The organism is Gordonibacter pamelaeae 7-10-1-b (assembly GCF_000210055.1).
GTDB classification, from domain to species: domain Bacteria; phylum Actinomycetota; class Coriobacteriia; order Coriobacteriales; family Eggerthellaceae; genus Gordonibacter; species Gordonibacter pamelaeae.
In genome coordinates this window covers 2,190,686-2,212,019 of record NC_021021.1, presented here as the reverse complement: position 1 = coordinate 2,212,019, position 21,334 = coordinate 2,190,686, and the positions used below count along the sequence as shown (strand labels likewise).

The following is a 21,334-nucleotide window of genomic DNA, read 5'->3' as shown; positions in this document are numbered from 1 at the left end:
CTCGCCCCGGTAACGCCGAAGGCGGCAGTCGGGAACCTGCGTGCCGCACGCCGCCGAAGGCGGCAGGCGGGGCGAGCGGTCACGGCGCCCCCTCCGCGCCCTCGTACCACCCTCCGCAACTTGTGCGCAAGTTGTGTGCGCAAATCAACTCTTGATACCTGACCCGGAGGGGTTTATAATTCTCGGTTGCGTCTGGTCATTGATAGATACACCCGGACGCGTGGTACACCGGAGTCGCGTGCGTCAAGCCTCCCCAAGGCGCAGCGGCAATCGGCAGTCCACGAAGCGACAAGGGGTCTTTGGGGTACGGAGAGGCGTGCGAGCAAAGATCCGAAGAAAGGACAGTAATGGGAGTCAAACAGTACAAGCCGACGAGCCCGGGCCGACGTTTCCAGACGGTCTCGGACTTCGCCGAGATCACGACGGACAAGCCGGAGAAGTCCCTGCTTGCGCCGCTGTCGAACAAGGCGGGCCGCAACAACAACGGCCGCATCACGACGCGGCACCAGGGCGGCGGCAACAAGCGCCGCTACCGCATCATCGACTTCAAGCGCCAGAAGGACGGCGTGCCCGCGAAGGTCGCTACCATCGAGTACGACCCGAACCGCAGCGCCCGCATCGCCCTTCTGCACTACGTCGACGGCGAGAAGCGCTACATCCTTCATCCGAAGGGCCTCCGCGTGGGCGACACCGTCATGAGCGGCCCCGAGGCCGACATCAAGCCGGGCAACGCGCTGCCGCTGGCCAACATCCCCGTCGGCACGCTCATCCACGCCGTGGAGCTGCAGCCGGGCAAGGGCGCCGCCATCGCGCGTTCCGCCGGCACCAGTATCCAGCTCATGGGCAAGGAGGGCAACTACGCCATCCTGCGCATGCCGTCCTCCGAGATGCGCCGCGTGCTCATCACGTGCCGCGCCACGGTGGGCGAGGTCGGCAACGCCGAGCATGCCAACATCAAGATCGGCAAGGCCGGACGCAACCGCTGGAAGGGCATCCGCCCCAGCGTCCGCGGTACCGTCATGAACCCGGTCGACCACCCGCACGGCGGCGGCGAGGGCAAGAACAAGTCCGCTGGTCGTCACCCGGTCACCCCGTGGGGCGTTCCCACGAAGGGCCATCGCACCCGCAATCCCAAGAAGGCTTCGAGCCGCTTGATCATCCGCCGTCGCAAGAAGTAGCGCAAAGCGTTAAGGAGTAATAGTGAGTAGAAGTTTGAAGAAGGGTCCTTTCGTTGAGCCGCGGCTTCTTGATCGTATCGAGAAGATGAATGCGGCGGGCGAGAAGAACGTCGTGAAGACCTGGTCGCGCTCCAGCACCATCTTCCCGGAGATGGTGGGGCACACCATCGCCGTGCATGATGGCCGCAAGCACGTGCCGGTCTACGTCACCGAATCCATGGTCGGCCACAAGCTGGGCGAATTCGCCCCGACCCGCACGTTCAAGGGTCACTCCGCCGACAAGGGCAAGCGATAAGAAGGGGTGAAAACAATGGAAGCTAAAGCTGTAGCACGCTATGTCCGCGTTTCGCCCCGCAAGGCGCGCATCGTAGTAGACCTGGTCCGCGGCAAGTCCGTTATCCAGGCCCGCGAGATCCTCGCGTTCACGAACCGCGGTGTGGCGGAAGCCGTCGAGAAGACGCTGAACTCCGCCGTGGCCAACGCCGAGCACCAGCACCACGTGCGTCCGGAATCGCTCATCGTGAAGACGGCCTTCGTCGACGAGGGCCCCACGCTGAAGCGCATCCGTCCGCGCGCCAAGGGCTCCGCGTCGCGCATCCGCAAGCGCACGAGCCACATCACGATCATCGTTGCACCGCGAGAGGAGGCATAAGCCGTATGGGTCAGAAAGTTAGCCCCACCGGGTTCCGCCTTGGCATCACCGAAGATTGGCGCAGCCGTTGGTACTCCGACAAGGACTACGCCAAGAACCTGGAAAACGACTTGGCCATCAGGAAGTTCCTGGACAAGTACCTCGCCCGTGCCGCCGTCTCCAAGGTTGAGATCGAGCGCGCCGGCGACAAGATCAAGGTCATCGTCACCACGGCCCGCCCGGGCGTCGTGATCGGCAAGAAGGGCGCCGAGATCGACTCCCTGCGCAAGAAGCTGGAGAAGGTTGCCAGCGGCCCGGTGTCCATCGAGGTCGTCGAGGTCAAGCGCCCCGAGCTCGATGCCGCGCTCATCGCGCAGTCCGTGGCCGAGCAGCTCGAGGGCCGCGTGGCCTTCCGTCGCGCCATGCGCAAGGCGGTCCAGTCCGCCCGCAAGAGCGGTGCCAAGGGCATCCGCATCCAGTGCTCCGGCCGCTTGGGCGGCGCGGAGATGAGCCGTCGCGAGTGGTATCGCGAGGGCCGCGTGCCGCTGCACACGCTGCGCGCGAAGATCGACTACGGTTTCTGCACCGCCGCCACCACGATGGGCTCCATCGGCGTGCAGGTGTGGGTGTACCACGGCGAGATGCTCCCCGGCCAGAAGGCGCCGAACCCGGCGCTCGAGGGCAGCTCCCGCCCGAACCGTTCCCGTCGCAACGACCGCAACGAGAGGGGGGCGAAGTAAATGCTCGTACCTAAGCGCGTCAAGCACCGCAAGGTGCAGCGTGGTTCCATGAAGGGCAAGGCCAAGGGCGGCACCCGGCTGAACCACGGCACGTGGGGCATCCAGGCGCTCGAGGCGCACTGGATCACCAACCGCCAGATCGAGGCAGCCCGTATCGCCATGACCCGTCACATGAAGCGTGGCGGCAAGGTGTGGATCACGATCTTCCCCGACAAGCCTATCACGCAGAAGCCGGCAGAAACCCGCATGGGTTCCGGCAAGGGCAACCCCGAGGCATGGGTCGCCGTCGTCAAGCCCGGCCGCATCATGTTCGAGATCGACGGTGTCGACGAGGAGACCGCCAAGGAAGCTCTGCGTCTCGCCATCAACAAGTTGCCCATCAAGTGCAAGATTGTTTCCAAGGAAACGGAAGGGCAGGAATAAATGAAAGCAGCAGAGATCCGTGAGCTTTCTGCCGACGATTTGCAGGCGAAACTCAAAGAAGCGCGCGCGGAGCTTTTCAATCTGCGCTTCCAGATGGCCACGAGCCAGCTCGACAACACCGCCCGCGTGGGTCAGGTCAAAAAGGACATCGCCCGCATCCAGACCGAGATGCGTGCCCGCGAGCTGAACGCCTAGAGCGCGGATAAGGAAGGTTATATACATGAGTGAAGATCGTAACTCCCGCAAGGTCCGCCAGGGCACCGTGGTGAGCGCCGTCAACGACAAGACCTGCGTCGTGCAAGTCAAGGAGCGCAAGCCGCATCCCGTGTACGGCAAGATGATGACGACCACGAAGAAGTTCCACGCCCACGACGAGAACAACGAGGCCGGCGTCGGCGACACCGTGCGCATCATGGAGACGCGCCCGCTGTCCAAGATGAAGCGCTGGCGTCTGATCGAGATCGTGGAAAAGGCCAAATAGCCTGCGTGCTCGCATGCATGCCCGTAAGAGGAAAGTTAGGTTACAGCAATGATTCAGATGCAAACCATGCTCGCAGTGGCCGACAACTCCGGCGCTCGCAAGGTGCAGTGCATCAAGGTCCTCGGCGGCTCCAAGCGCCGTTACGCGGGCCTCGGTGACGTGATCATCTGCAGCGTGAAGGAAGCGGCGCCCAACGGCAACGTCAAGAAGGGCGAGGTCGTGCGCTGCGTCGTCGTGCGCGTGAAGAAGGAAGTCCGCCGCCCCGACGGCAGCTACATCAAGTTCGACCAGAACGCCGCCGTGCTCATCAACAACGACGGCGCGCCCCGCGGCACCCGCATCTTCGGGCCCGTTGCCCGCGAGCTGCGCGACAAGAAGTACATGAAGATCGTGTCTCTGGCACCGGAAACGCTGTAGGGGAGGTGTGCGTAATATGAGTGGTATGAACATCAAGAAGGGCGACAAGGTCAAGGTTCTGTCCGGCAAGGACAAGGGCAAGGAGGGCGTCGTGCTGCGCGCGCTTCCGCAGAAGGAGCGCGTGGTGGTGGAGAAGGTCAACATGATCAAGAAGGCCATGCGCCCCACGCAGCAGAACCCGCAGGGCGGCATCTCCACCATGGAGGCCCCCATCCACGTGTCCAACGTCATGGTCATCTGCCCCGAGTGCAAGCAGCCCACGCGTACGGGCAAGAAGCGCGACGAGAACGGCAAGAAGATCCGCGTCTGCAAGAAGTGCGGCAAGGACATCGACAAATAGCAAGCCTGCGGGCGCTGCGCGCCGCCACGGCGCGCAGCGCGGCAACCGCATGAACATGACCCCGGCACCGCCGGGGACGCCGGGTCGGAAATCCTGCGTTTAATTCATCGAAAGGAAACGAAATGACCGCTCCTCGCCTGAAGGAACAGTACAAGACCGAGATCGTGCCCAAGCTCGAGCAGGAGCTCGGCATCAAGAACATCAACGAGGTCCCGCGCCTCGAGAAGATCGTCGTGAACATGGGCGTGGGCGCCGCAGCCTCCGACTCGAAGCTGCTCGACGCCGCCATGGCCGATCTGCGCACCATCACGGGCCAGCAGCCCTGCGTCACGCGCGCCAAGAAGTCCATCGCCGGCTTCCACCTGCGCGAGGGCCAGGCCATCGGCTGCAAGGTCACGCTGCGCGGCGACCGCATGTGGGAGTTCCTGGACCGCCTGCTGGCGACCGCCCTCCCGCGCGTCCGCGACTTCCGCGGCATCTCGCCGAAGAGCTTCGACGGCCGCGGCAACTACACGATGGGCATCACCGAGCAGCTGATCTTCCCGGAGATCGACTACGACAAGATCGACCGCACGCGCGGTATGGATATCACGGTCGTCACGACCGCGGACAACAACGAGGACGCCTTCGCGCTGCTCTCCGCGCTGGGCTTCCCCTTCAAGGACAAGTAGGTTGCTTGATCCCACGATGGTACTTGCACCCGCGCGCGAGCGCGGGTCGAGGATAGGAAAGAAGGAATTGCATGGCTAAGAAATCGATGATCGCCAAGGCGAAGCGCGAGCCGAAGTTCTCGACGCGCCAGCACAACCGCTGCACGCGTTGCGGACGCCCCCGCGCTTACTACCGCAAGTTCGGCCTGTGCCGCGTGTGCCTGCGCGAGCTGGCCAACAAAGGCGAACTGCCCGGCGTGACCAAGTCTTCGTGGTAAGCCGCCAGACTCAAGTCACGTTCAAGGGTGTGCCCGCGTAGAAGGCGGAGGCGTTACGGGCGCCGACGAACCGTGCGCGCGGCTCATCACGGACCAAAGGAGAACAGAACCATGACCATGACCGACCCCATCGCAGACATGCTTACGCGCGTGCGTAACGCAAACTCTGCCGGCAAGCAGACGGTTTCCATGCCGTCGAGCAAGAAGCTTGTCGAGATAGCCCGCATCATGCAGGAAGAGGGCTACATCCAGCGCTACGACGTCGTCGAGGGCGAGCCCCGCGCGACGCTGGAGATCGTGCTGAAGTACGGCGACAAGAAGGCCAAGACCATCCGCGGCATCAAGCGCATCTCGAAGCCCGGCCTGCGTATCTACGCGGGCAAGGACGAGCTGCCCCGGGTGCTCGGCGGACTCGGCACCGCAATCATCTCGACGAGCCTCGGCGTGATGACCGACCGCGACGCCCGCAAAAAGGGCGTTGGCGGCGAAGTCATCGCGTACGTGTGGTAGGAAAGGGAGGTAGGTAGATATGTCTCGTATCGGCAAACAGCCCATCACCGTTCCTGCCGGCGTCGACGTTACCATCGACGGCACCACCGTGACGGTCAAGGGCCCGAAGGGCGAGCTCACCCGCAGCTTCCCCGAGATCATGATCATCAAGCGCGAGGGCGACGACATCATCGTCGAGCGCCCGGACGACAGCCGCGACGCGAAGGCCTTCCACGGCCTCGTGCGCACGCTCATCGCGAACATGGTCGAGGGCACCGCGAACGGCTTCTCCAAGAAGCTCCAGCTCGTGGGCGTCGGCTACCGTGCCGCGCTCAAGGGCAAGGACCTGGAGATGCAGCTCGGCTTCTCTCATCCCGTGCTCGTGGAGGCGCCGGAGAACATCACGTTCGAGGTCCCGAGCCAAACCGAGATCATCGTGTCCGGCCCCAGCAAGGAGCAGGTCGGCCAGGTGGCGGCGAACATCCGCAAGTGGCGCAAGCCGGAGCCCTACAAGGGCAAGGGCATTCGCTACGAGGGCGAGCATGTGCGTCGCAAGCTGGGCAAGGCCGCCAAGGGCGACTAACGTTTGAGCCTCTACACGGTTTGAGATCGAAGGGATAATCATGAACAAGCTTCAGAAGAAACAAGCCGGGTTGGCTCGCCGCCATCGCCGCGTGCGCGGCAAGGTTTCCGGCACGGCGGCGCGTCCGCGCCTGTGCGTCACGCGCAGCAACAACAACATCTACGTCCAGCTCGTCGACGACGTCGCCAGCAAGACCATCTGCGGCGTGTCCACGCTCGGTGCCGAGTTCAAGGCCACGGGCAAGAAGGGCGGCACCGTCGAGGGCGCGGCTGCCCTCGGCGAGATCGTCGGCAAGAAGGCGCAGGAGAACGGCGTCACGGAGGTCGTGTTCGACCGTGGCGGTCATCTGTATCACGGGCGCGTGCAGGCTCTGGCCGATGCGGCTCGCGAAGCCGGCCTGAAATTCTAGAAGGGGTTAAAGCTTATGGCTCGTAACAAGCAGCAGAACGACGCCGGGGTTCCCGAGCTCCAGGAGCGCGTCGTCTACATCAACCGCGTGTCCAAGGTCGTCAAGGGCGGCCGCCGCTTCGCGCTCACCGCGCTCGTGGTCGTCGGCGACGGCAACGGCCGCGTCGGCGTGGGCATGGGCAAGTCCCAGGAAGTGCCCATCGCCATCAAGAAGGGCGTCGAGGACGCGAAGAAGAACATGTTCACCGTGCCGCTGACGCCCGAGAAGACGCTGCCGCATGAGATCATGGGCATCTACGGCGCTGGCCGCGTGCTCATCAAGCCGGCCACGCCCGGTACCGGCGTTATCGCCGGCGGCCCGGTGCGCGCCATCATGGAGCTCGCCGGCGTGACCGACGTGCTCACGAAGTCTCTCGGCACGAATAACGCCATGAACATCGTGAAGGCGGCCGCCGAGGGCCTCAAGAACATGGAGAGCCCCGAGCAGGTGGCCGCGCGCCGCGACACGTCCGTCGCGAAGATCTACGGCTGGAAGGAGAAGGAGTAATGGCAGACGCGAAGAAGACGCTGCGCATCACCCAGGTGAAGAGCTCCGTCGGCCGCAAAGCCGACCAGGGCCAGACGCTGCGTGCGCTCGGCCTCGGCAAGATCGGCCGTACGGTCGACCAGGTGGACAACGACTGCGTGCGCGGCATGATCTTCAAGGTCAAGCACCTCGTGCAGGTCGAAGAGCTGTAAATCATCGAAGATATGCGCGCCGCCTCCGGGCGGCGCGTGTTATCATACTCGATTGTGAATCATCGCCGCCTCCGCGGCGTGATCGCGTTTCCGCCAAGGGCGGAACGCATAACGGAAGTTAGCTGGCGGCGAGCTGCCAGCGCGGGCCGCAGGCCCGTTTGCGACTGAGAAGGAGTCACAACCATGGAATTGAAGGATCTCAAGCCGGCCGAGGGTTCCACCCATTCCCGCAAGCGCGTGGGCCGCGGTCCCGCCTCCGGCACGGGCAAGACGTCCGGCCGCGGCATGAACGGCCAGAAGTCCCGCGCTGGCGGCGGCAAGGGCGTCGGCTTCGAGGGCGGCCAGACCCCGCTCGCGCGCCGTCTGCCGAAGCTCCCCGGCTTCAAGAACATCAACCATGTGGAGTACCTGCCTGTCAACGTGAGCCGTCTCGACGAGAAGTTCGAGGCCGGCGACGTGGTCGACGGCGAGAGCCTGAAGGCCAAGGGCATCATCAAGCATGCCGACGCGCTGGTGAAGGTGCTCGGCGACGGCGACCTGACCAAGGCGCTCACGGTCAAGGTCGATAAGGTTTCTGCTTCGGCCAAGGCGAAGATCGAAGCAGCTGGAGGAAAGGTCGAAGAGCCTTGCTAAGCTCGATCATCGATGCGTTCAAGGTACCGGAGCTGCGTAAGAAGATCCTCTTCACGCTGGCTATCCTCGCACTGTACCGCTTCGGCGCGTACGTGCCGGTGCCGGGCATCCCGTTCAACGAGTTCGCGAATTCGTTCCAGGATTCGGGCGTGTCCATGACGATGCTCGACCTGTTCACGGGCGGCGCGCTGTCGAACTTCTCGGTGTTCTCGCTGGGCATCATGCCCTACATCACGGCCTCCATCATCATGCAGCTCATGCAGGGCGTCATTCCCGCCGTGGGCCGCTGGGCGAAGGAGGGCGACGCGGGTCGCAAGAAGATCACGCAGGTGACGCGTTACCTGACGCTGGGCCTCGGCCTCATCAACGCGGTGGGCTACCTGTTCCTGTTCAAGTCGCCGGCGTACGGCGTGGTGTTCAGCACGGAGGTTCCCGAGCTGCTCACCGACTTCATCGTCGTGTTCACGCTCGTGGCGGGCACCGCGTTTATCATGTGGATGGGCGAGCTCATCACGCAGCGCGGCATCGGCAACGGCATGTCGCTCATCATCTTCGTGAGCATCGTGTCGCGCGTGCCGAGCGCCATCTTCTCGTCGGTGAACCTGACGGCGGATTTGGGCATGGGCATTGCCATCACGGCGCTCATCATCCTCGTGGTGCTGGCGTGCATCCCCGCGATCATCTTCGTGGAGCGCGCGCAGCGTCGCATCCCCGTTAACTACGCCAAGCGCGTGCAGGGGCGCAAGATGATGGGCGGCCAGTCCACGTACATCCCCCTGAAGGTGAACGCGGCGGGCGTCATCCCCATCATCTTCGCAAGCTGCCTGATCTACTTCCCGGCGCAGCTGGCGGCGCTCTTCAACATCGAGTGGCTCACGAACGTGGCCAACGCGATGTCGACGGGCTGGATCAACTGGATCCTCACGGTGCTCTTGATCGTGTTCTTCGCGTACTTCTACACCTCCATGGTGTTCAACCCCGAGGACACGGCCGACAACCTGCGCAAGCAGGGCGGCTTCATCCCCGGCGTGCGCCCGGGCACGGCCACGGTCACCTACATCAAGAACGTGCTGCACCGCGTGACGCTGCCCGGCGGCATCTTCATCGCCGCCATCGCGGTCGTGCCGTCCATCGTGTTCTTCTTCACCGGCAACACGCTCATCCAGGCGTTCGGCGGCACCTCGATCCTCATCATGATCGGCGTGGCCCTCGACACCATGAGCAAGGTGGAGAGCCAGCTGAAGATGCACAACTACGACGGCTTCTTCAAGTAGGGAAGCATCGAAAGAACGGCGAACTGCGCATCGGCGGCCCTCGGGCCGCCGATGCTGGTTTTCAGGGCCGGTGTCGAAAGCTCCACCTGCGCAGGGACTCCTGCATTCCTTCTCGGGCAACGGCGCCAGTTGCCCTTGCCTCGCGCGGGCCGCTATCGTCTCGGGAGCGGCCCGCGCGTTCTCGCTTGCCCGCAGCGGCCTCCCTAGCCTTCATTTTCTATCAAGAACGGCGACTTCCCGTTCACGAGGGACAACAGCAGGCAGGCCTGGCGTCAGATCGTCTCCGCCCCGTCGCCGTCGTCGCCGATTGGGGCGTTCTCCACGAGGGTGAGCAGCTCCTCGCGCGAGCTCACGCCCAGCTTGCGGTATATCTTGTAGGTGTGCGACTTCACCGTGTGGGGCGAGATGTAGAGCTTGTCCTGGATGTAGGCGGTGCCGCGGCCCTTGGCCAGCAGGTCGAACACCTCTATCTCGCGGGCGGACAGGTCTTCAGAACAAGCCGTTCGTGGCCAGCGCGGGGCTGCAGGCGGCCTACCCTTGGATGGGGTAGGGGGAAGACGACCCCTTCCTGAAGTGCGCGAAGGCATTCGGCGGCGATGCGGCGGCGGTGCGCGACTGGGCGGCGGGCGCGGGGATTCCCTGCGACTTCAACCCGGCCGTCCCGAGCGCGGCGTTCCCGTGCGCGTTCGTGCCGGCAGTGCGGGAGGCATGCCCGTCCGCGGTGCTCGGCGAGAGCGCGAACGTGCTGGAGCAGCAGCCCGACGGCTCGTTCTGCATGAGGGAAGTGGGCCTGCGGGAGCTTGCCATCCTCGACTCCAGGAAATATTGAGTCCAAACTCAATATTTCTCTTTACAAACGACACAAACGGTCGTAAGATGAGTCCGAACTCAAAATTGAGTTCGGACTCAATATAGGATCGGGACGGTGTGGGGCCGTAGCTGGAGGATGCGTATGTCAGCGAAAGGGTACATCTGCAGCTCGAAGACGAAGCAGCGTATCTACCGGGTGGCTGCCGACCTGTTCCTGAAGAACGGGTACCAGAACACCACGCTCAGCGATATCGCGAAGAAGGCCGAGGTATCCACCGGCACGCTCTACCGCTACTATCCGTCCAAGGGGGACTTCCTCACCGAGATCGGCAAGAACTCCGTCGAGCACCTGCGGGCGTTTGCGGACGACCTCCCCGAGGACATGCCGGCGAGCGAGGCCGTGCTCGCCGTGCTGCTGGAGGACATCCGCGGTACGCAGGGCATCTTCTTCTCGCCGGAGGGCGCGGAGGACGTGACCGAGCTCCAGGCGAACGACATCCGCCTGGCCTACAGCTACGAGATCTACGCCAGCCGCGAGCACCTCGACGCCGAGCTCGCCACGCGCGGCCAGCTGGTGAGCATCTACGCCGCCATCATCCAGCGCGCGAAGGAGGCGGGCACGCTTACCGGCTCCTACGACAGCCGCGTGTTCGCCCAGATCGTGGTGGCCATCTTCTTCCAAGAGCTCGACAAGGGCATGTACCGCTACGACTACCCCTACGAGCTTCTGTTCAAGCAAAAACTCGATATTCTGTTCGAAGGCCGCGAGCAGGCTCCCGGAGCCGCCGAAGAATGACGCAGGCAGGCCGCCCGCAAGCGCGCGGCCTGCGCAATCCCCATCGCAGCACTCCCATTCGAAAGCCATCGCAGCGCGATGTCTGGATACCTGTACCGAAATCACGACCGTCTGAAGGCGGGCCGGCATCGAAAGGAGGGATCGAGGAACGAGGAGGGAACCTCAATCTTCAGGAGCAGGACACGAGAAGGATTCCAAAACGCACGTCAAGTAAGGAGGAGCTAGACTATGAACCTGAACACGATGAACGTCACGAGGCGCACCCTGCTGAAGGGCGCCGGCGCCCTGGGTGCCGCTGCCGCCTTGGGCAGCTCGCTGACGTACAAGCCCGTGAAGGCGTTCGCGAACGCGCCCAACGCGGCGGCGCAGGGCGAGACGGGCGAGGTGTACGGCCACTGTCGCATGTGCATGCTGTGCGGCAGCTGCAGTTTCGTCGCCACCATGAAGGACGGTGTCGTCGTCAACATCGAGGGCGACCCCGATCGCGCGAACAACGCCGGAACGCTCTGCCCGCGCGGCAAGAGCGCCATCATGAACGTGTACAACCCGCATCGCATCAAGGCGCCCATGAAGCGCACCAACCCCGAGAAGGGCTTGGAGGTCGACCCCGGTTGGGTGGAGATCACCTGGGACGAGGCGCTCGACACGGCTGCCGAGAAGATCCGCGAATGCTACGACACGGACATCCGCAAGCTCGTGCAGATGTACAGCTTCGCCCCCTATGAGAGCGGCCATGCAACCCTGGGCATCGGCTTGTGGGCCATGGCGCTCGGCACGCCGAACTCCAGCTCCACGAAGGGCCAGATGTGCGCCATCCACTACGGCGGCTGCTACACGCTCTCGGCGTTCCCCACGGTGAACTACGACGCGGTGTACTGCGACTACCTGGTCATCCTCGGCAAGTCGGTGGGCTATGACTCCGGTCTGGCGGGCGGCGACGCGCGCAGCTTCGCAGACGGTCTCCGCCGCGGCCTGAAGTTCGTCACGGTGGGCCCGCGCGCCTCGATGGAGGCCACGCGCGGCGAATGGGTGTCGGCCAAGCTGGGCAGCGACCTCTCGCTCGTGTACTCGTGGATGCACTGCATGCTCTACAAGATCGAGAACGGCTTCGACGAGCCGTTCGTGAAGAACAGGACCAACTCGCCTTACCTGATCGACGCCAACGGCGATTATGTCCGTGGCGCCGACGGCAAGCCCTTGATCTGGGATGCATCGTCCGATTCCGCCAAGTCTCATGACGATCCGTCGCTCGCTGATCCTGCTCTGTTCGGCAATTATGAGGTTGAAGGCGTCGCCTGTCAGCCCGCATTCCAAGCCTTCAAAGAATCTCTCAAAGACTTCACGCCGGAATGGGCCGAGGCGTACAGCTCCGTTCCCGCCGACAAGATCCGCGAGATCGCCAATAACCTGGTGAAATACGCCTCGTTCGGCTCTACGGTTGAAATCGACGGCCAAACGCTGCCGCTGCGTCCCGCCGCCGTCATCATCGGCCGCGGCATCACCAACCAGGAAGACGGCACGCTCTGCGACATCTACAGCCGCGTGCTCAACATGCTCCTGGGCAACGTGGGCAACCCGGGCGGCATCATCTCGAACATGTACTGCGACTACCTGCCCAACGAGCTGGACGGCACCACCGAGCCCTACTTCGAGGCCAAGACGTGCACGAAGTTCAACTGGCCGCCGCAGGGCCTCGACTACGCCGACGTGTTCCCGCACCGCCACTCCACGAACACCCTCATGATGCGCACCATGTGCGACCCCGAGAAGTACGGCTTCGACTACAAGCCGTCGGTCGTGGTGTCGTGCGGCTCGAACCCCATCACGGTCACGGCCGACCCCGAGGTTGCCGAGCAGGCCATGAAGAGCGTCGACTACGTTATCTACCAGGGCTGCTACCATATGGACGAGATGGCCATGCTGTCCGACCTGCTGCTGCCCGAGCACGCATCGCTCGAAACGCATACCTGCCACCTGTTCCCCGGCAACGAGGGCTCGGCGACGAACACCGACCCGGCGTTCGCGGCCTCCAACCGCGGCGTGGTGGTGCGCAAGGGCATGAAGCCCATGTTCAACACGATGGACGGCAACGACCAGCTCATCGAGATCTTCGACCGCATGGGCCTCATCGATTTGTGGAACGAGACGGCCAACCAGAACGGCTGCATCGGCTACGCCGCGCTCACGGGCTTCGGCCAGGTGCCGCCGGCGGCCGTGCAGTTCGAGAATCCCGAGTACAAGCTTGAGCCGGGCGTGAAGTACACCGCCGAGGAGATGTTCGACCGCTGCCTGAAGAGCGCGTTCGGACCCGACAAGGGCCTCGACCACCTGGACAAGGTGAAGATGATGCCGTACAACGGCTTCTACGGCGCGGACGTGTACCCCTCGCACCGCAACCAGAAGATCCGCTTCACCGTGTACCTCGAGGCGCAGAAGCGCTCGGGCGACTTCCTCATTCCCAAGCTGCGCGAGGTGCAGGAGAGCGGCTTCGATCTTGAGGGCACCATCAAGTTCCCCATCGACGAGCTGCGCCGCCGCTACTGCGCCGTGCCGTACTGGCCCGAGAACCGCCAGATCGACTCCGCGCCGGCCGAGTACGACTTGTACGGGTTCAACTACCGCCAGCCGTTCTACATGTTCCGCCTGGCCAACATGGACCAGGACCCCATCCGCCGCGACTACTCGAGCAAGTACATGCCGGACGACAACTCCATCCTGGTCAACGCGAAGACCGCGGCCGACAAGGGCATCAACGAGGGCGATCTGATCACGGTCGAATCGCTGTTCGGCACGACGAAGGGCAAGGCGCACCTCACCGAGACCGTCCGCCCCGACAGCGTGGGCATCGGCGGCGCGCGCGGACGCAAGACCTCGTGGATGGGCAAGGACCTCGTCGAGGACACGAACATGAACGATCTGATGAGTGGTGACTTCGGGTACATCGACCCGATCCACGGCGGCGTCATCGACACCGTGCGCGTCAAGATCTACAAGGCTTAGGAAGGGGGAGGGAAATGACTCGATACGGAATGCTCATCGACGCCAGCACGTGCGCGGGCTGCGACGCCTGCACGATGGCGTGCAAGTACCAGAATGCGACGCCCTCGGGCATGTACTGGTGCAAGGTGCTGAAAGGCGAGTACGGCGAATACCCCAATTCCGGGCAAACCGTCCTCCCGATAGCCTGACAGCACTGCCAGGACGCGCCGTGCGTGAGCGCGTGCCCCACGGGTGCCAGCTACTACGACGAGAACCAGTGCGTCCAGGTGGACTACGAGAAGTGCATCGGCTGCCGCATGTGCATCAACGCGTGCCCCTACAACGCACGCAGCTACCACGACGTGGACCAGTCTGCGACGCCTTACTACGAAGGCTACGAGATGACGCCCTACGAGGAGATGCGCGCGTCCGAGCATCCCATCGGCGTGGTGGAGAAGTGCGTCATGTGCAAGGAGCGCACCGCCCAGGGCGAAGAGCCCTCGTGCGTGAAGACGTGCATCACGAAAAGCCGTTGGTTCGGCGATTTGGACGACCCGACTTCCGAGATCAACGTGATGATCAAGAAGCTGGGCGCCAAGCCGCTCATGGAAGACCTCGGTACCAAGCCGAGCGTCTATTACGCCGGTCTGGTGTAAGGAGGCATGGTCATGGATATCAAAATGAACAAGAGCGTGTTCCTCGGCGTGGGGGCCGTGTGCCTCGTGCTCCTCGCATTGGGCGTGTTCGCCCTGGTGCAGCAGTACTCGTTCATCGAGGGCATCACGAACATCACCTCGTACGTGCCGTGGGGCCTGTACATCTCGCTGTTCCTGTTCTTCGAGGCGGTCGGCGCGGGCGCGCTGTTCCTGGCGGCCGTCGGCAAGCCGGCGATGTTCTCGCGCCTGAAGCTGGCCGTGGTGGGCGTGGTATGCTCGGCATGCGCCGGGTTGGCCATCCTGCCCGACCTTGGTCGGCCGCTCGGCATGTGGCGGCTGTTCCTCGCGCCGAACATGGCGTCGCCGCTGCTGCTCGACGTGTGGCTGCTGTCCGCCACGCTCGTCTTCGGCGTGCTGCTCATCGTGGGGCTGCGCTTCGCCAAGCCTGGGCTTGCGAAGGTCGCCTCCATCGGCGCGGGCGTGTTCTCCGTGCTGCTGGTGCTGGGCACTGCCGTCATGTTCTGCTCGATTCCCGGTAAACTCGGCTGGGAGTCTCCGGCGGAGATCGCCATCTCCCTCGTGCAGATGGCCGTTGCCGGGTGCGCCATCGCGCTGCTGCTGGGCGCGGTGACCGGAGCCGCGCGCAACGTCATCGTCAAGCTGGCCGGCGCGCTGCTCATCGCCAACGCGGCCATCATGCTGGGCGAGGGTATGCTGCTGGTCTATCGCAACGACTTCGTCCTGCGCACGTTCGAGGCCGTCATGTTCGGCTCGTATGCCTGGATCTTCTGGACGCACGTGGTGGCCGGCATCGTGGTGCCCGCGGCGCTGCTTTTGCTCGACAAGGGCGTGACGGTTGCGGCGGGGCTCGCGCTTGCGGGCGTGCTGCTGTCCAAGTTCGTCTACGTGGTGCGCGGTAGCATCTACCCCACGTACGGCGAGATCAGCGAAGGCCTGTTCATCCCGTTCCTGCAGCCCTCCACCGGGCCTCAGATGGTGAACGTGTACGTGCCGAGCGTCTCCGAGTTCATGGTGGCCGGCGCCGTCGTCGGGTTGGCCGTGCTGCTTGTCATGGTGGCGTTCAATTCCAAGCTCGTACCGGCTGACGACGCCGGCGAGCAGGCCTAACGACAAGAAGGAGGCTGAAGACGATGGTTGAATCCGCAGAGTACCGCCGCGAGCTTGAGCAGAAGAGGTCCGCCTATGCGTTTTTGAGCTCGCTGTTCCTGACGCTGCCCGACGAGGAGTTGGTGGCCAGCCTGCAGGAGCTTGCGGCCGCGCCCGCATCCGACGACGTGGGAATGCACGAGATCGAGCGCTACGCCCGCGAGCGCCAGGGTATGCCCGTCGAGGAGACGCTGGCCGAGTTGGCGAAGGACCGGGTGCACCTGATGCGCGGGGTCAACAAGAACGAGCTTCGGCCTCCGTACGAGTCTCTGTACGTTTCCAATCCTGCCCAGGGGACGCTCGGCAGCTTGAATCGGTTCTATGCCGAAAGCGGTTGCTGCATGTCCGAAGAGGTGAAGGACAGCCCCGATCAGATAGGCGTCGAGTTCTCCTTCGTGGAGCATCTTTTGTCCGAGGAGCTGGACGCGCTTGACGAGGGCGATGCCGACCGTGCCGAGGAGGCCGCCCGTACGCGGGAGCGCTTCCTGTCCCAGCACCTCGGGCGCTGGGCGTACGAATACGCGAAGGAGATGAAGGCCGCCGCGCAAACCGGTTTCTACCGCGGCATCGCCGTCATGATCATGGAAGCCGCGTGGGCTCGTTCGATACCAACCCCTCCGTTCCCTGCGCAAACCCCCTCCCTCAGCGCAGGGAAGACCCTGGCCGGCCCCGCATGCGGGGCCGGCTGCATTGCGGGGTCGGTCGAGCGGGGGCCGCCGCGCCGCCGCGCCCTCCTTCCGTCTTTCTTCTGAAATATGATCGGTGCGCTTTGCTGTTTGCTACAATACGGGGCATCGATGGTATGTCGAAAGGAAATCACTCATGAACATCGTGTTGTTGGGGGCGCCGGGTGCCGGGAAGGGCACGCAGGCGGCCAAGCTGGTTGAAGAGTTCGCCACGCCGCACATCTCGACGGGGGACATGCTGCGCGCGGCCGTCAAAGCCGGCACGCCGCTGGGCAAGAAGGCCAAGTCCTACATGGACGCCGGCGAGCTCGTGCCCGACGACGTCATCATCGGCCTGGTGACCGAGCGCCTGCAGGACGCGGACACCGAGAAGGGCTTCATCCTCGACGGCTTCCCGCGCACGTCCGCCCAGGCCGTCGCTCTCGACGCCGAGCTTTCCAAGCTGGGCCGCCCGCTGGACGCGGCGCTGCTCGTGGACGTGGACCCCGAGGTCATCGTCAAGCGCCTCACCTCGCGCCGCATGTGCCGCGACTGCAACTACATCGGCACCGCCGCTGACGAGACCTGCCCGAAGTGCGGCGGCGAGATGTACCAGCGCGACGACGACAACGAGGCCACGGTGCGCAACCGCCTCGACGTGTACGAGAAGTCCACGGCGCCGCTCATCGACTACTACCGCGGCTGCGACCTGCTCGTCTCCATCGACGGCGACCGCGACCCGAACGTGGTGTACGCCGACGTGAAGAAGGCGCTGGGCCTGTAGGCGCCGAACGCGGCGTTTTGCACGCAATCTTGAAGGCGGATGGGGCGCGAGCTGCCCCGTCCGCCTTTTTTCATCTATAATTCGTTACCAGTATGCCTACTGTCCGCCAAAATATTTCCTACGCCTACACGGGCTTCATGCGCGCGCATCGGCCGGCGGTCAGGCACTTGGCGAAGAGCATCCTCGCCATCCTCGCCGTGGCGCTCCTGTTGGAGACGTTCCTGTTCAACCTGAACTTCTTCACGTCTGCAGGCTACAACTCCATCAGCCTGAACGACAAGCTCAACCTGCAGGAGACAACCGACGAGCAGTACAAGCTCACGGCCGTGAACCACACGCTGGAGTTCTCGAACCTCAACACCGAGGTGCACAATATCTGGCTCAACTTCGACTACCGCCAGCCCGCCCAGGAGCTCACGGTGAAGATCCAGTTCACCGACGACGCGCACCACACGTACTTCGACTCCACGGAGTACACGGTGGGCGTGCCCGACGTGGCGGTGTCCACCCTGTCCGACCAGAGCGAGTACATCAACCTGAACACCACGGGCCTCGTGGACAACCTGCGGATCGAGGTCACGGGCGAGAACGTGAGCTACCCCATCAAGCTCTCGGACATCGTGCTGAACGCGCACCATCCGTTCGACTTCAACGCGGGGCGCTTCCTGGCCACCGCGGGCATCCTGCTCCTGGCGTTCGCGTTCCGCCCGCGCTCGGCCATCTACCGCATCCACATCGTGGACGAGCCGCGCAAGTCGAAGGCGGCCATCATCGCCACGGTGGTCATCGAGGTCTGGCTGATGGCCACGTTCCTGTTCATGGGGTCGAACCTGGTAGGCGTGGCCACGCAGGGCTACAACAGCGGCTCGTGGGACGGGCACAGCATCGTGAACACCTTCGAGGTGGGCGGCGACAACGCCCAGCAGTACGCCGAGCTCGCCAAGGCCATGGCGCACGGCCAGCTCTACCTTGAGGAGGAGCCGCCCCAGTGGCTGCAGGACATGGCCGACCCCTACGACAAGGGTGCGCGCGACGAGGCGCAGAAGGAGACGGGGGAGCCCTACCTGTTCGACGTGGCCTACCACGACGGGCACTACTACGTCTACTTCGGCGTGGTGCCGGTCGTGCTGTTCTACCTGCCGTTCTACCTGCTCACCGGCGCGAACTTCCCTACGGCCATCGGCGTGCTCATCGCGTGCGTCGCCTTCGTGCTGGGCTGCTCGGCACTGCTCGACCGCTTTGCGCGCTACCACTTCAAGCGGGTGAGCCTAGGGCTCTACCTGTTGCTGCAGATACCGCTCGTCACCTGCTGCGGCATCCTGTACCTGCTGAAGTTCCCCACCTTCTACTCGCTGCCCATCATGCTGGGGCTGGCGTTCTCGGTGTGGGGGCTGTACTTCTGGATGCGCGGCCGCGCGTCGGCGGCGCGCTCTGCCGGGCCGGAGAAATGGTATTTGGCGGGGTCGCTGTGCATGGCGCTCGTGGTGGGGTGCCGCCCGCAGCTCGTCGTGCTGTCGCTTTTGGCCTTCCCGCTGTTCTGGCGCGCCTACATCACGGAGCGGCGCCTGTTCTCGCCGCGCGGCGCGCGCGAGTTCGCCTGCCTCGTGGCACCCTACGCGGTGGTGGCGGCCGGCCTCATGGGCTACAACTACGCGCGCTTCGGCTCGCTCACCGACTTCGGGGCGAACTACAACCTCACGGTGAACGACATGACGAAGCGCGGCTGGAACTTGGGCCGCCTCGCGCCGGCGCTGTTCGCGTACTTCCTGCAGCCGCCGTGCGTGACGGGCGTGTTCCCGTACGTGCAGCCGGCGCCGTTCGACACCACCTACATGGGGCAGACCATCAAGGAGGTCACGTTCGGCGGCATCCTGGCGTGCCTGCCGGTGCTGTGGGTGCTGCCGTTCGCGAAGCGCATCCTCACGCTCCGCATGCGCCAGCGCTCCACGCGCACCATCATGGGCGTCATCGTGGTATTGCTGGCGTCGGGCGTTATCGTGGCGCTTTTGGACGCCCAGATGGCCGGCATCCTGCAACGCTACTTCGCCGATTTCAGCTTCATGTTCCTGGCGGCCGTCGTGCTGCTGGCGTTCATCGTGAACGAGAACCTGCCGCCTGGCTCGATGGCGCAGAACCTGCTCATGAAGGTGCTGCTGGTGCTGGTGGTCGTGTCGGTGCTGTACAGCGTGCTCGTGTGCTTCGTGCCCGAGACGGGCTGGTACTCCGACGTGTACCCCTGGGCGTACCAGGACGTCATCGAGACAGCGCAGTTCTGGACCTAGGTACCAACCCCTCCGGTGCCCCTCCGGCGCCGAGGGTGACGCCGTGCCGCCGTTTCGGCCGGCACGCCAGAGAACGTAAGAAACGCAAGGGAAGAGAGGGTTCCATGGAATTCATCATCGCCGAGAGCACCGAGGACATGAGCCGCCAGGCGGCCGACCGTATCGCCTCCTACGTGGACGCCGACCCATCCTGCGTGCTGGGGCTGGCCACGGGCACGACGCCCATCGGGCTGTACGCGTGCCTCGTGGAGGACTGCGCGGCCGGCAAGATCAGCTTCGCCGACGTGACCACGTTCAACCTGGACGAGTACCGCGGCCTCGACCCCGAGCACGACCAGAGCTACCGCTACTTCATGAAGAAGCACTTGTTCGACCACGTGGACATCGACCAGGCGCGCACGCACGTGCCCGAGGGCGCGAACCCCGACGCCGACGCCGTGTGCGCGGCCTACGAGGAGGCCATCGAGGCGGCGGGCGGCATCGACCTGCAGCTGCTCGGCCTCGGGCCGAACGGCCACATCGGCTTCAACGAGCCGGAGGACACGTTCCCTGCGACCACGCACTGCGTCGACCTCACCGAGAGCACCATCCAGGCCAACAGCCGCCTGTTCGACTCCATCGACGACGTGCCGCGCCAGGCCTACACCATGGGCATCGGCACCATCATGGCCGCGCGCAGCGTGCTCGTGGTGGTAGAGGGCTCCCACAAGGCCGAGATCGTGAAGAAGGCGTTCTTCGGCCCGGTGACCCCGCAGGTGCCGGCCTCCATCCTGCAGTTCCACCCCAACGCCACCGTCATCGTGGACCCCGCCGCCGGCGAGCTCTGTCGCGACCTGGCATAAAGCATCAGGAGAAGCCCTCGCGCCAAAGTATCGGCGCGAGGACCCACAGTATGTCGAAGGATCTCTGCTCGCTTGGTGGAGGTCCTTCTTTTCCCCTCTTGACATGGCAGAATGGGCGAAAAAGAGAAAGGAACGGCAATGCGCATCATCAACGGAAGCGTGTTCGACGGCGAAGGGTTCGTCGAGCGCGACGTGCACGCGGACGGGGGCCTGTTCGTCGGGGAGGCCGCGTGTACGGAGGGCGACGTGGTCGACGCGTCCGGCTGTTACGTGATCCCGGGTCTCGTGGACCTGCACTTCCACGGCAGCGCCGGTGCCGACATAAGCGATGGCGACCTGGCGGGCCTGCACAAGATGGGCGCCTACGAGGCCTCGCGCGGCATCACGGCCCTGTGCCCGGCCACCATGACGCTGCCCGAGGACGTGCTCATGCGCGCCGCGCAGGCTGCGTCGGCCTACGAGCCGGCTGCGGACGAGGCAGCGCTCGTGGGCATCAACATGGAGGGCCCCTTCATCTCGCCGAGCAAGGTGGGCGCGCAGAACCCCGACTACGTGCGCAACCCCTCCGCCGAGGAGTTTCGCCGCTTGCAGGAGGCGGCCGGCGGCCTGTTCAAGCTCGTGGACATCGCGCCGGAGGAGCCGGGCGCCGAGGAGTTCATCCGCGAGATGGCGGACGAGGTGCGCATCTCGCTCGCGCACACCTGCACGGACTACGACACGGCCGTCCGCGCGTTCGAGCTGGGCGCGCGCCAGCTCACGCACCTGTACAACGCCATGGACCCCATGCACCACCGCAAGCCCGGCCCCATCCCGGCCGCCGTGGAGCACGGCGAGGTGACGGCCGAGATCATCGCCGACGGCGTGCACATCCATCCCGCCATGGTGCGCCTGGCCTTCCAGCTGTTCGGCGACGACCGCATGATCCTCATCAGCGACACGCTGCGCGCGGCCGGCCTCGAGGACGGCACCTACGATCTGGGCGGGCAGGACGTCACCGTGCGCGGCCCCGTGGCCACCATCGACAACGGTGCGCTGGCCGGCTCGGTGAGCGACCTCATGCGCTGCCTGACCGTGGCGGTGCGCGACATGG

Annotated in this window: 29 protein-coding genes and 1 pseudogene; 29 read left to right on the top strand and 1 reads right to left on the bottom strand. The window is 64.5% G+C overall.

Features of this window, described 5'->3' with window-relative positions:
- The first annotated feature begins 347 nt into the window (after positions 1-347).
- The 18 genes from rplB to secY all read left to right on the top strand — a co-directional run bounded on the left by rplB (position 348) and on the right by secY (position 9,263).
- Complete coding sequence (gene rplB, locus GPA_RS10260) at positions 348-1,178, top strand: 50S ribosomal protein L2 (RefSeq protein WP_015539834.1); 831 nt, start codon at positions 348-350, stop codon at positions 1,176-1,178.
- A 22-nt stretch (positions 1,179-1,200) separates the two neighbouring features.
- Entirely contained in the window at positions 1,201-1,473 is a 273-nt protein-coding gene (gene rpsS, locus GPA_RS10255; RefSeq protein ID WP_041239448.1) for a 30S ribosomal protein S19, read from the top strand.
- A gap of 15 nt (positions 1,474-1,488) precedes the next feature.
- Positions 1,489-1,830 (top strand): 50S ribosomal protein L22, encoded by a 342-nt coding sequence (rplV, locus tag GPA_RS10250; RefSeq protein WP_015539833.1) that lies wholly within the window; start codon positions 1,489-1,491, stop codon positions 1,828-1,830.
- 5 nt (positions 1,831-1,835) lie between these two features.
- Positions 1,836-2,549 carry a 30S ribosomal protein S3 gene (gene rpsC, locus GPA_RS10245; protein ID WP_015539832.1) on the top strand — a complete coding sequence of 238 codons (714 nt, stop codon included), beginning with the start codon at positions 1,836-1,838 and terminating at the stop codon, positions 2,547-2,549.
- Positions 2,550-2,972, top strand: a complete 423-nt coding sequence (gene rplP, locus GPA_RS10240) for a 50S ribosomal protein L16 (RefSeq protein ID WP_015539831.1) — start codon at positions 2,550-2,552, stop codon at positions 2,970-2,972.
- Complete coding sequence (rpmC, locus tag GPA_RS10235) at positions 2,973-3,167, top strand: 50S ribosomal protein L29 (RefSeq protein ID WP_015539830.1); 195 nt, start codon at positions 2,973-2,975, stop codon at positions 3,165-3,167. It abuts the gene before it with no gap.
- Positions 3,168-3,192: 25 nt separating this feature from the next.
- Positions 3,193-3,453: a 30S ribosomal protein S17 gene (gene rpsQ / locus GPA_RS10230; protein ID WP_015539829.1), complete on the top strand. Its 261-nt coding sequence runs from the start codon at positions 3,193-3,195 to the stop codon at positions 3,451-3,453.
- A gap of 48 nt (positions 3,454-3,501) precedes the next feature.
- Entirely contained in the window at positions 3,502-3,870 is a 369-nt protein-coding gene (gene rplN / locus GPA_RS10225) for a 50S ribosomal protein L14 (protein WP_015539828.1), read from the top strand.
- 16 nt (positions 3,871-3,886) lie between these two features.
- Positions 3,887-4,210, top strand: a complete 324-nt coding sequence (rplX, locus tag GPA_RS10220; protein WP_041239447.1) for a 50S ribosomal protein L24 — start codon at positions 3,887-3,889, stop codon at positions 4,208-4,210.
- A 122-nt stretch (positions 4,211-4,332) separates the two neighbouring features.
- Positions 4,333-4,881, top strand: a complete 549-nt coding sequence (gene rplE / locus GPA_RS10215; protein WP_015539826.1) for a 50S ribosomal protein L5 — start codon at positions 4,333-4,335, stop codon at positions 4,879-4,881.
- Between the two features lie 71 nt (positions 4,882-4,952).
- A complete protein-coding gene (locus GPA_RS10210) occupies positions 4,953-5,138 on the top strand; it encodes a type Z 30S ribosomal protein S14 (RefSeq protein ID WP_041239446.1) in 186 nt (61 codons plus the stop codon).
- Positions 5,139-5,249: 111 nt separating this feature from the next.
- Entirely contained in the window at positions 5,250-5,648 is a 399-nt protein-coding gene (gene rpsH, locus GPA_RS10205) for a 30S ribosomal protein S8 (protein WP_015539824.1), read from the top strand.
- 19 nt (positions 5,649-5,667) lie between these two features.
- Positions 5,668-6,210 carry a 50S ribosomal protein L6 gene (gene rplF, locus GPA_RS10200; RefSeq protein WP_015539823.1) on the top strand — a complete coding sequence of 181 codons (543 nt, stop codon included), beginning with the start codon at positions 5,668-5,670 and terminating at the stop codon, positions 6,208-6,210.
- A 40-nt stretch (positions 6,211-6,250) separates the two neighbouring features.
- Positions 6,251-6,619 carry a 50S ribosomal protein L18 gene (gene rplR / locus GPA_RS10195; RefSeq protein ID WP_015539822.1) on the top strand — a complete coding sequence of 123 codons (369 nt, stop codon included), beginning with the start codon at positions 6,251-6,253 and terminating at the stop codon, positions 6,617-6,619.
- Between the two features lie 15 nt (positions 6,620-6,634).
- On the top strand, positions 6,635-7,165 hold the full coding sequence (rpsE, locus tag GPA_RS10190) for a 30S ribosomal protein S5 (RefSeq protein ID WP_015539821.1): 531 nt from the start codon (positions 6,635-6,637) through the stop codon (positions 7,163-7,165).
- The gene (rpmD, locus tag GPA_RS10185; RefSeq protein WP_015539820.1) at positions 7,165-7,356 is read left to right on the top strand and encodes a 50S ribosomal protein L30; all 192 of its coding nucleotides are present in this window, start codon (positions 7,165-7,167) and stop codon (positions 7,354-7,356) included. The genes rpsE and rpmD overlap by 1 nt, the downstream gene beginning before the upstream one ends.
- Positions 7,357-7,539: 183 nt before the next feature.
- Complete coding sequence (rplO, locus tag GPA_RS10180; RefSeq protein WP_015539819.1) at positions 7,540-7,989, top strand: 50S ribosomal protein L15; 450 nt, start codon at positions 7,540-7,542, stop codon at positions 7,987-7,989.
- Positions 7,983-9,263: a preprotein translocase subunit SecY gene (secY, locus tag GPA_RS10175; RefSeq protein WP_041239445.1), complete on the top strand. Its 1,281-nt coding sequence runs from the start codon at positions 7,983-7,985 to the stop codon at positions 9,261-9,263. The genes rplO and secY overlap by 7 nt, the downstream gene beginning before the upstream one ends.
- A 272-nt stretch (positions 9,264-9,535) precedes the next feature.
- Here the strand turns inward: secY and GPA_RS20405 are convergent, their stop codons facing one another.
- The gene (locus tag GPA_RS20405; RefSeq protein ID WP_083809063.1) at positions 9,536-9,850 is read right to left on the bottom strand and encodes a response regulator transcription factor; all 315 of its coding nucleotides are present in this window, start codon (positions 9,848-9,850) and stop codon (positions 9,536-9,538) included.
- A gap of 20 nt (positions 9,851-9,870) precedes the next feature.
- Between GPA_RS20405 and GPA_RS10165 the strand changes: the two genes are divergently transcribed.
- From GPA_RS10165 to nagA, 11 genes and pseudogenes are all read left to right on the top strand, one after another.
- Positions 9,871-10,092: a hypothetical protein gene (locus GPA_RS10165; RefSeq protein ID WP_041239443.1), complete on the top strand. Its 222-nt coding sequence runs from the start codon at positions 9,871-9,873 to the stop codon at positions 10,090-10,092.
- Positions 10,093-10,215: 123 nt separating this feature from the next.
- Complete coding sequence (locus GPA_RS16865; protein ID WP_015539818.1) at positions 10,216-10,869, top strand: TetR/AcrR family transcriptional regulator; 654 nt, start codon at positions 10,216-10,218, stop codon at positions 10,867-10,869.
- Between the two features lie 228 nt (positions 10,870-11,097).
- The gene (locus tag GPA_RS10155; protein ID WP_015539817.1) at positions 11,098-13,869 is read left to right on the top strand and encodes a molybdopterin-dependent oxidoreductase; all 2,772 of its coding nucleotides are present in this window, start codon (positions 11,098-11,100) and stop codon (positions 13,867-13,869) included.
- 14 nt (positions 13,870-13,883) lie between these two features.
- On the top strand, positions 13,884-14,057 hold the full coding sequence (locus GPA_RS20175; RefSeq protein WP_227155231.1) for a 4Fe-4S dicluster domain-containing protein: 174 nt from the start codon (positions 13,884-13,886) through the stop codon (positions 14,055-14,057).
- Between the two features lie 12 nt (positions 14,058-14,069).
- Positions 14,070-14,504, top strand: a pseudogene (locus GPA_RS10150) (4Fe-4S dicluster domain-containing protein); the annotation flags it as partial.
- 12 nt (positions 14,505-14,516) lie between these two features.
- Positions 14,517-15,632 (top strand): NrfD/PsrC family molybdoenzyme membrane anchor subunit, encoded by a 1,116-nt coding sequence (gene nrfD / locus GPA_RS10145; RefSeq protein WP_041239442.1) that lies wholly within the window; start codon positions 14,517-14,519, stop codon positions 15,630-15,632.
- A 23-nt stretch (positions 15,633-15,655) separates the two neighbouring features.
- Positions 15,656-16,423 (top strand): TorD/DmsD family molecular chaperone, encoded by a 768-nt coding sequence (locus GPA_RS10140; RefSeq protein WP_015539814.1) that lies wholly within the window; start codon positions 15,656-15,658, stop codon positions 16,421-16,423.
- A 70-nt stretch (positions 16,424-16,493) separates the two neighbouring features.
- Positions 16,494-17,120, top strand: a complete 627-nt coding sequence (locus tag GPA_RS10135; RefSeq protein WP_015539813.1) for an adenylate kinase — start codon at positions 16,494-16,496, stop codon at positions 17,118-17,120.
- Between the two features lie 92 nt (positions 17,121-17,212).
- On the top strand, positions 17,213-19,402 hold the full coding sequence (locus GPA_RS10130) for a hypothetical protein (protein ID WP_041239441.1): 2,190 nt from the start codon (positions 17,213-17,215) through the stop codon (positions 19,400-19,402).
- Between the two features lie 104 nt (positions 19,403-19,506).
- Positions 19,507-20,244: a glucosamine-6-phosphate deaminase gene (nagB, locus tag GPA_RS10125; RefSeq protein ID WP_015539812.1), complete on the top strand. Its 738-nt coding sequence runs from the start codon at positions 19,507-19,509 to the stop codon at positions 20,242-20,244.
- A 138-nt stretch (positions 20,245-20,382) separates the two neighbouring features.
- The coding region (gene nagA, locus GPA_RS10120; protein WP_041239440.1) for an N-acetylglucosamine-6-phosphate deacetylase at positions 20,383-21,334 on the top strand (952 nt) is incomplete at its 3' end.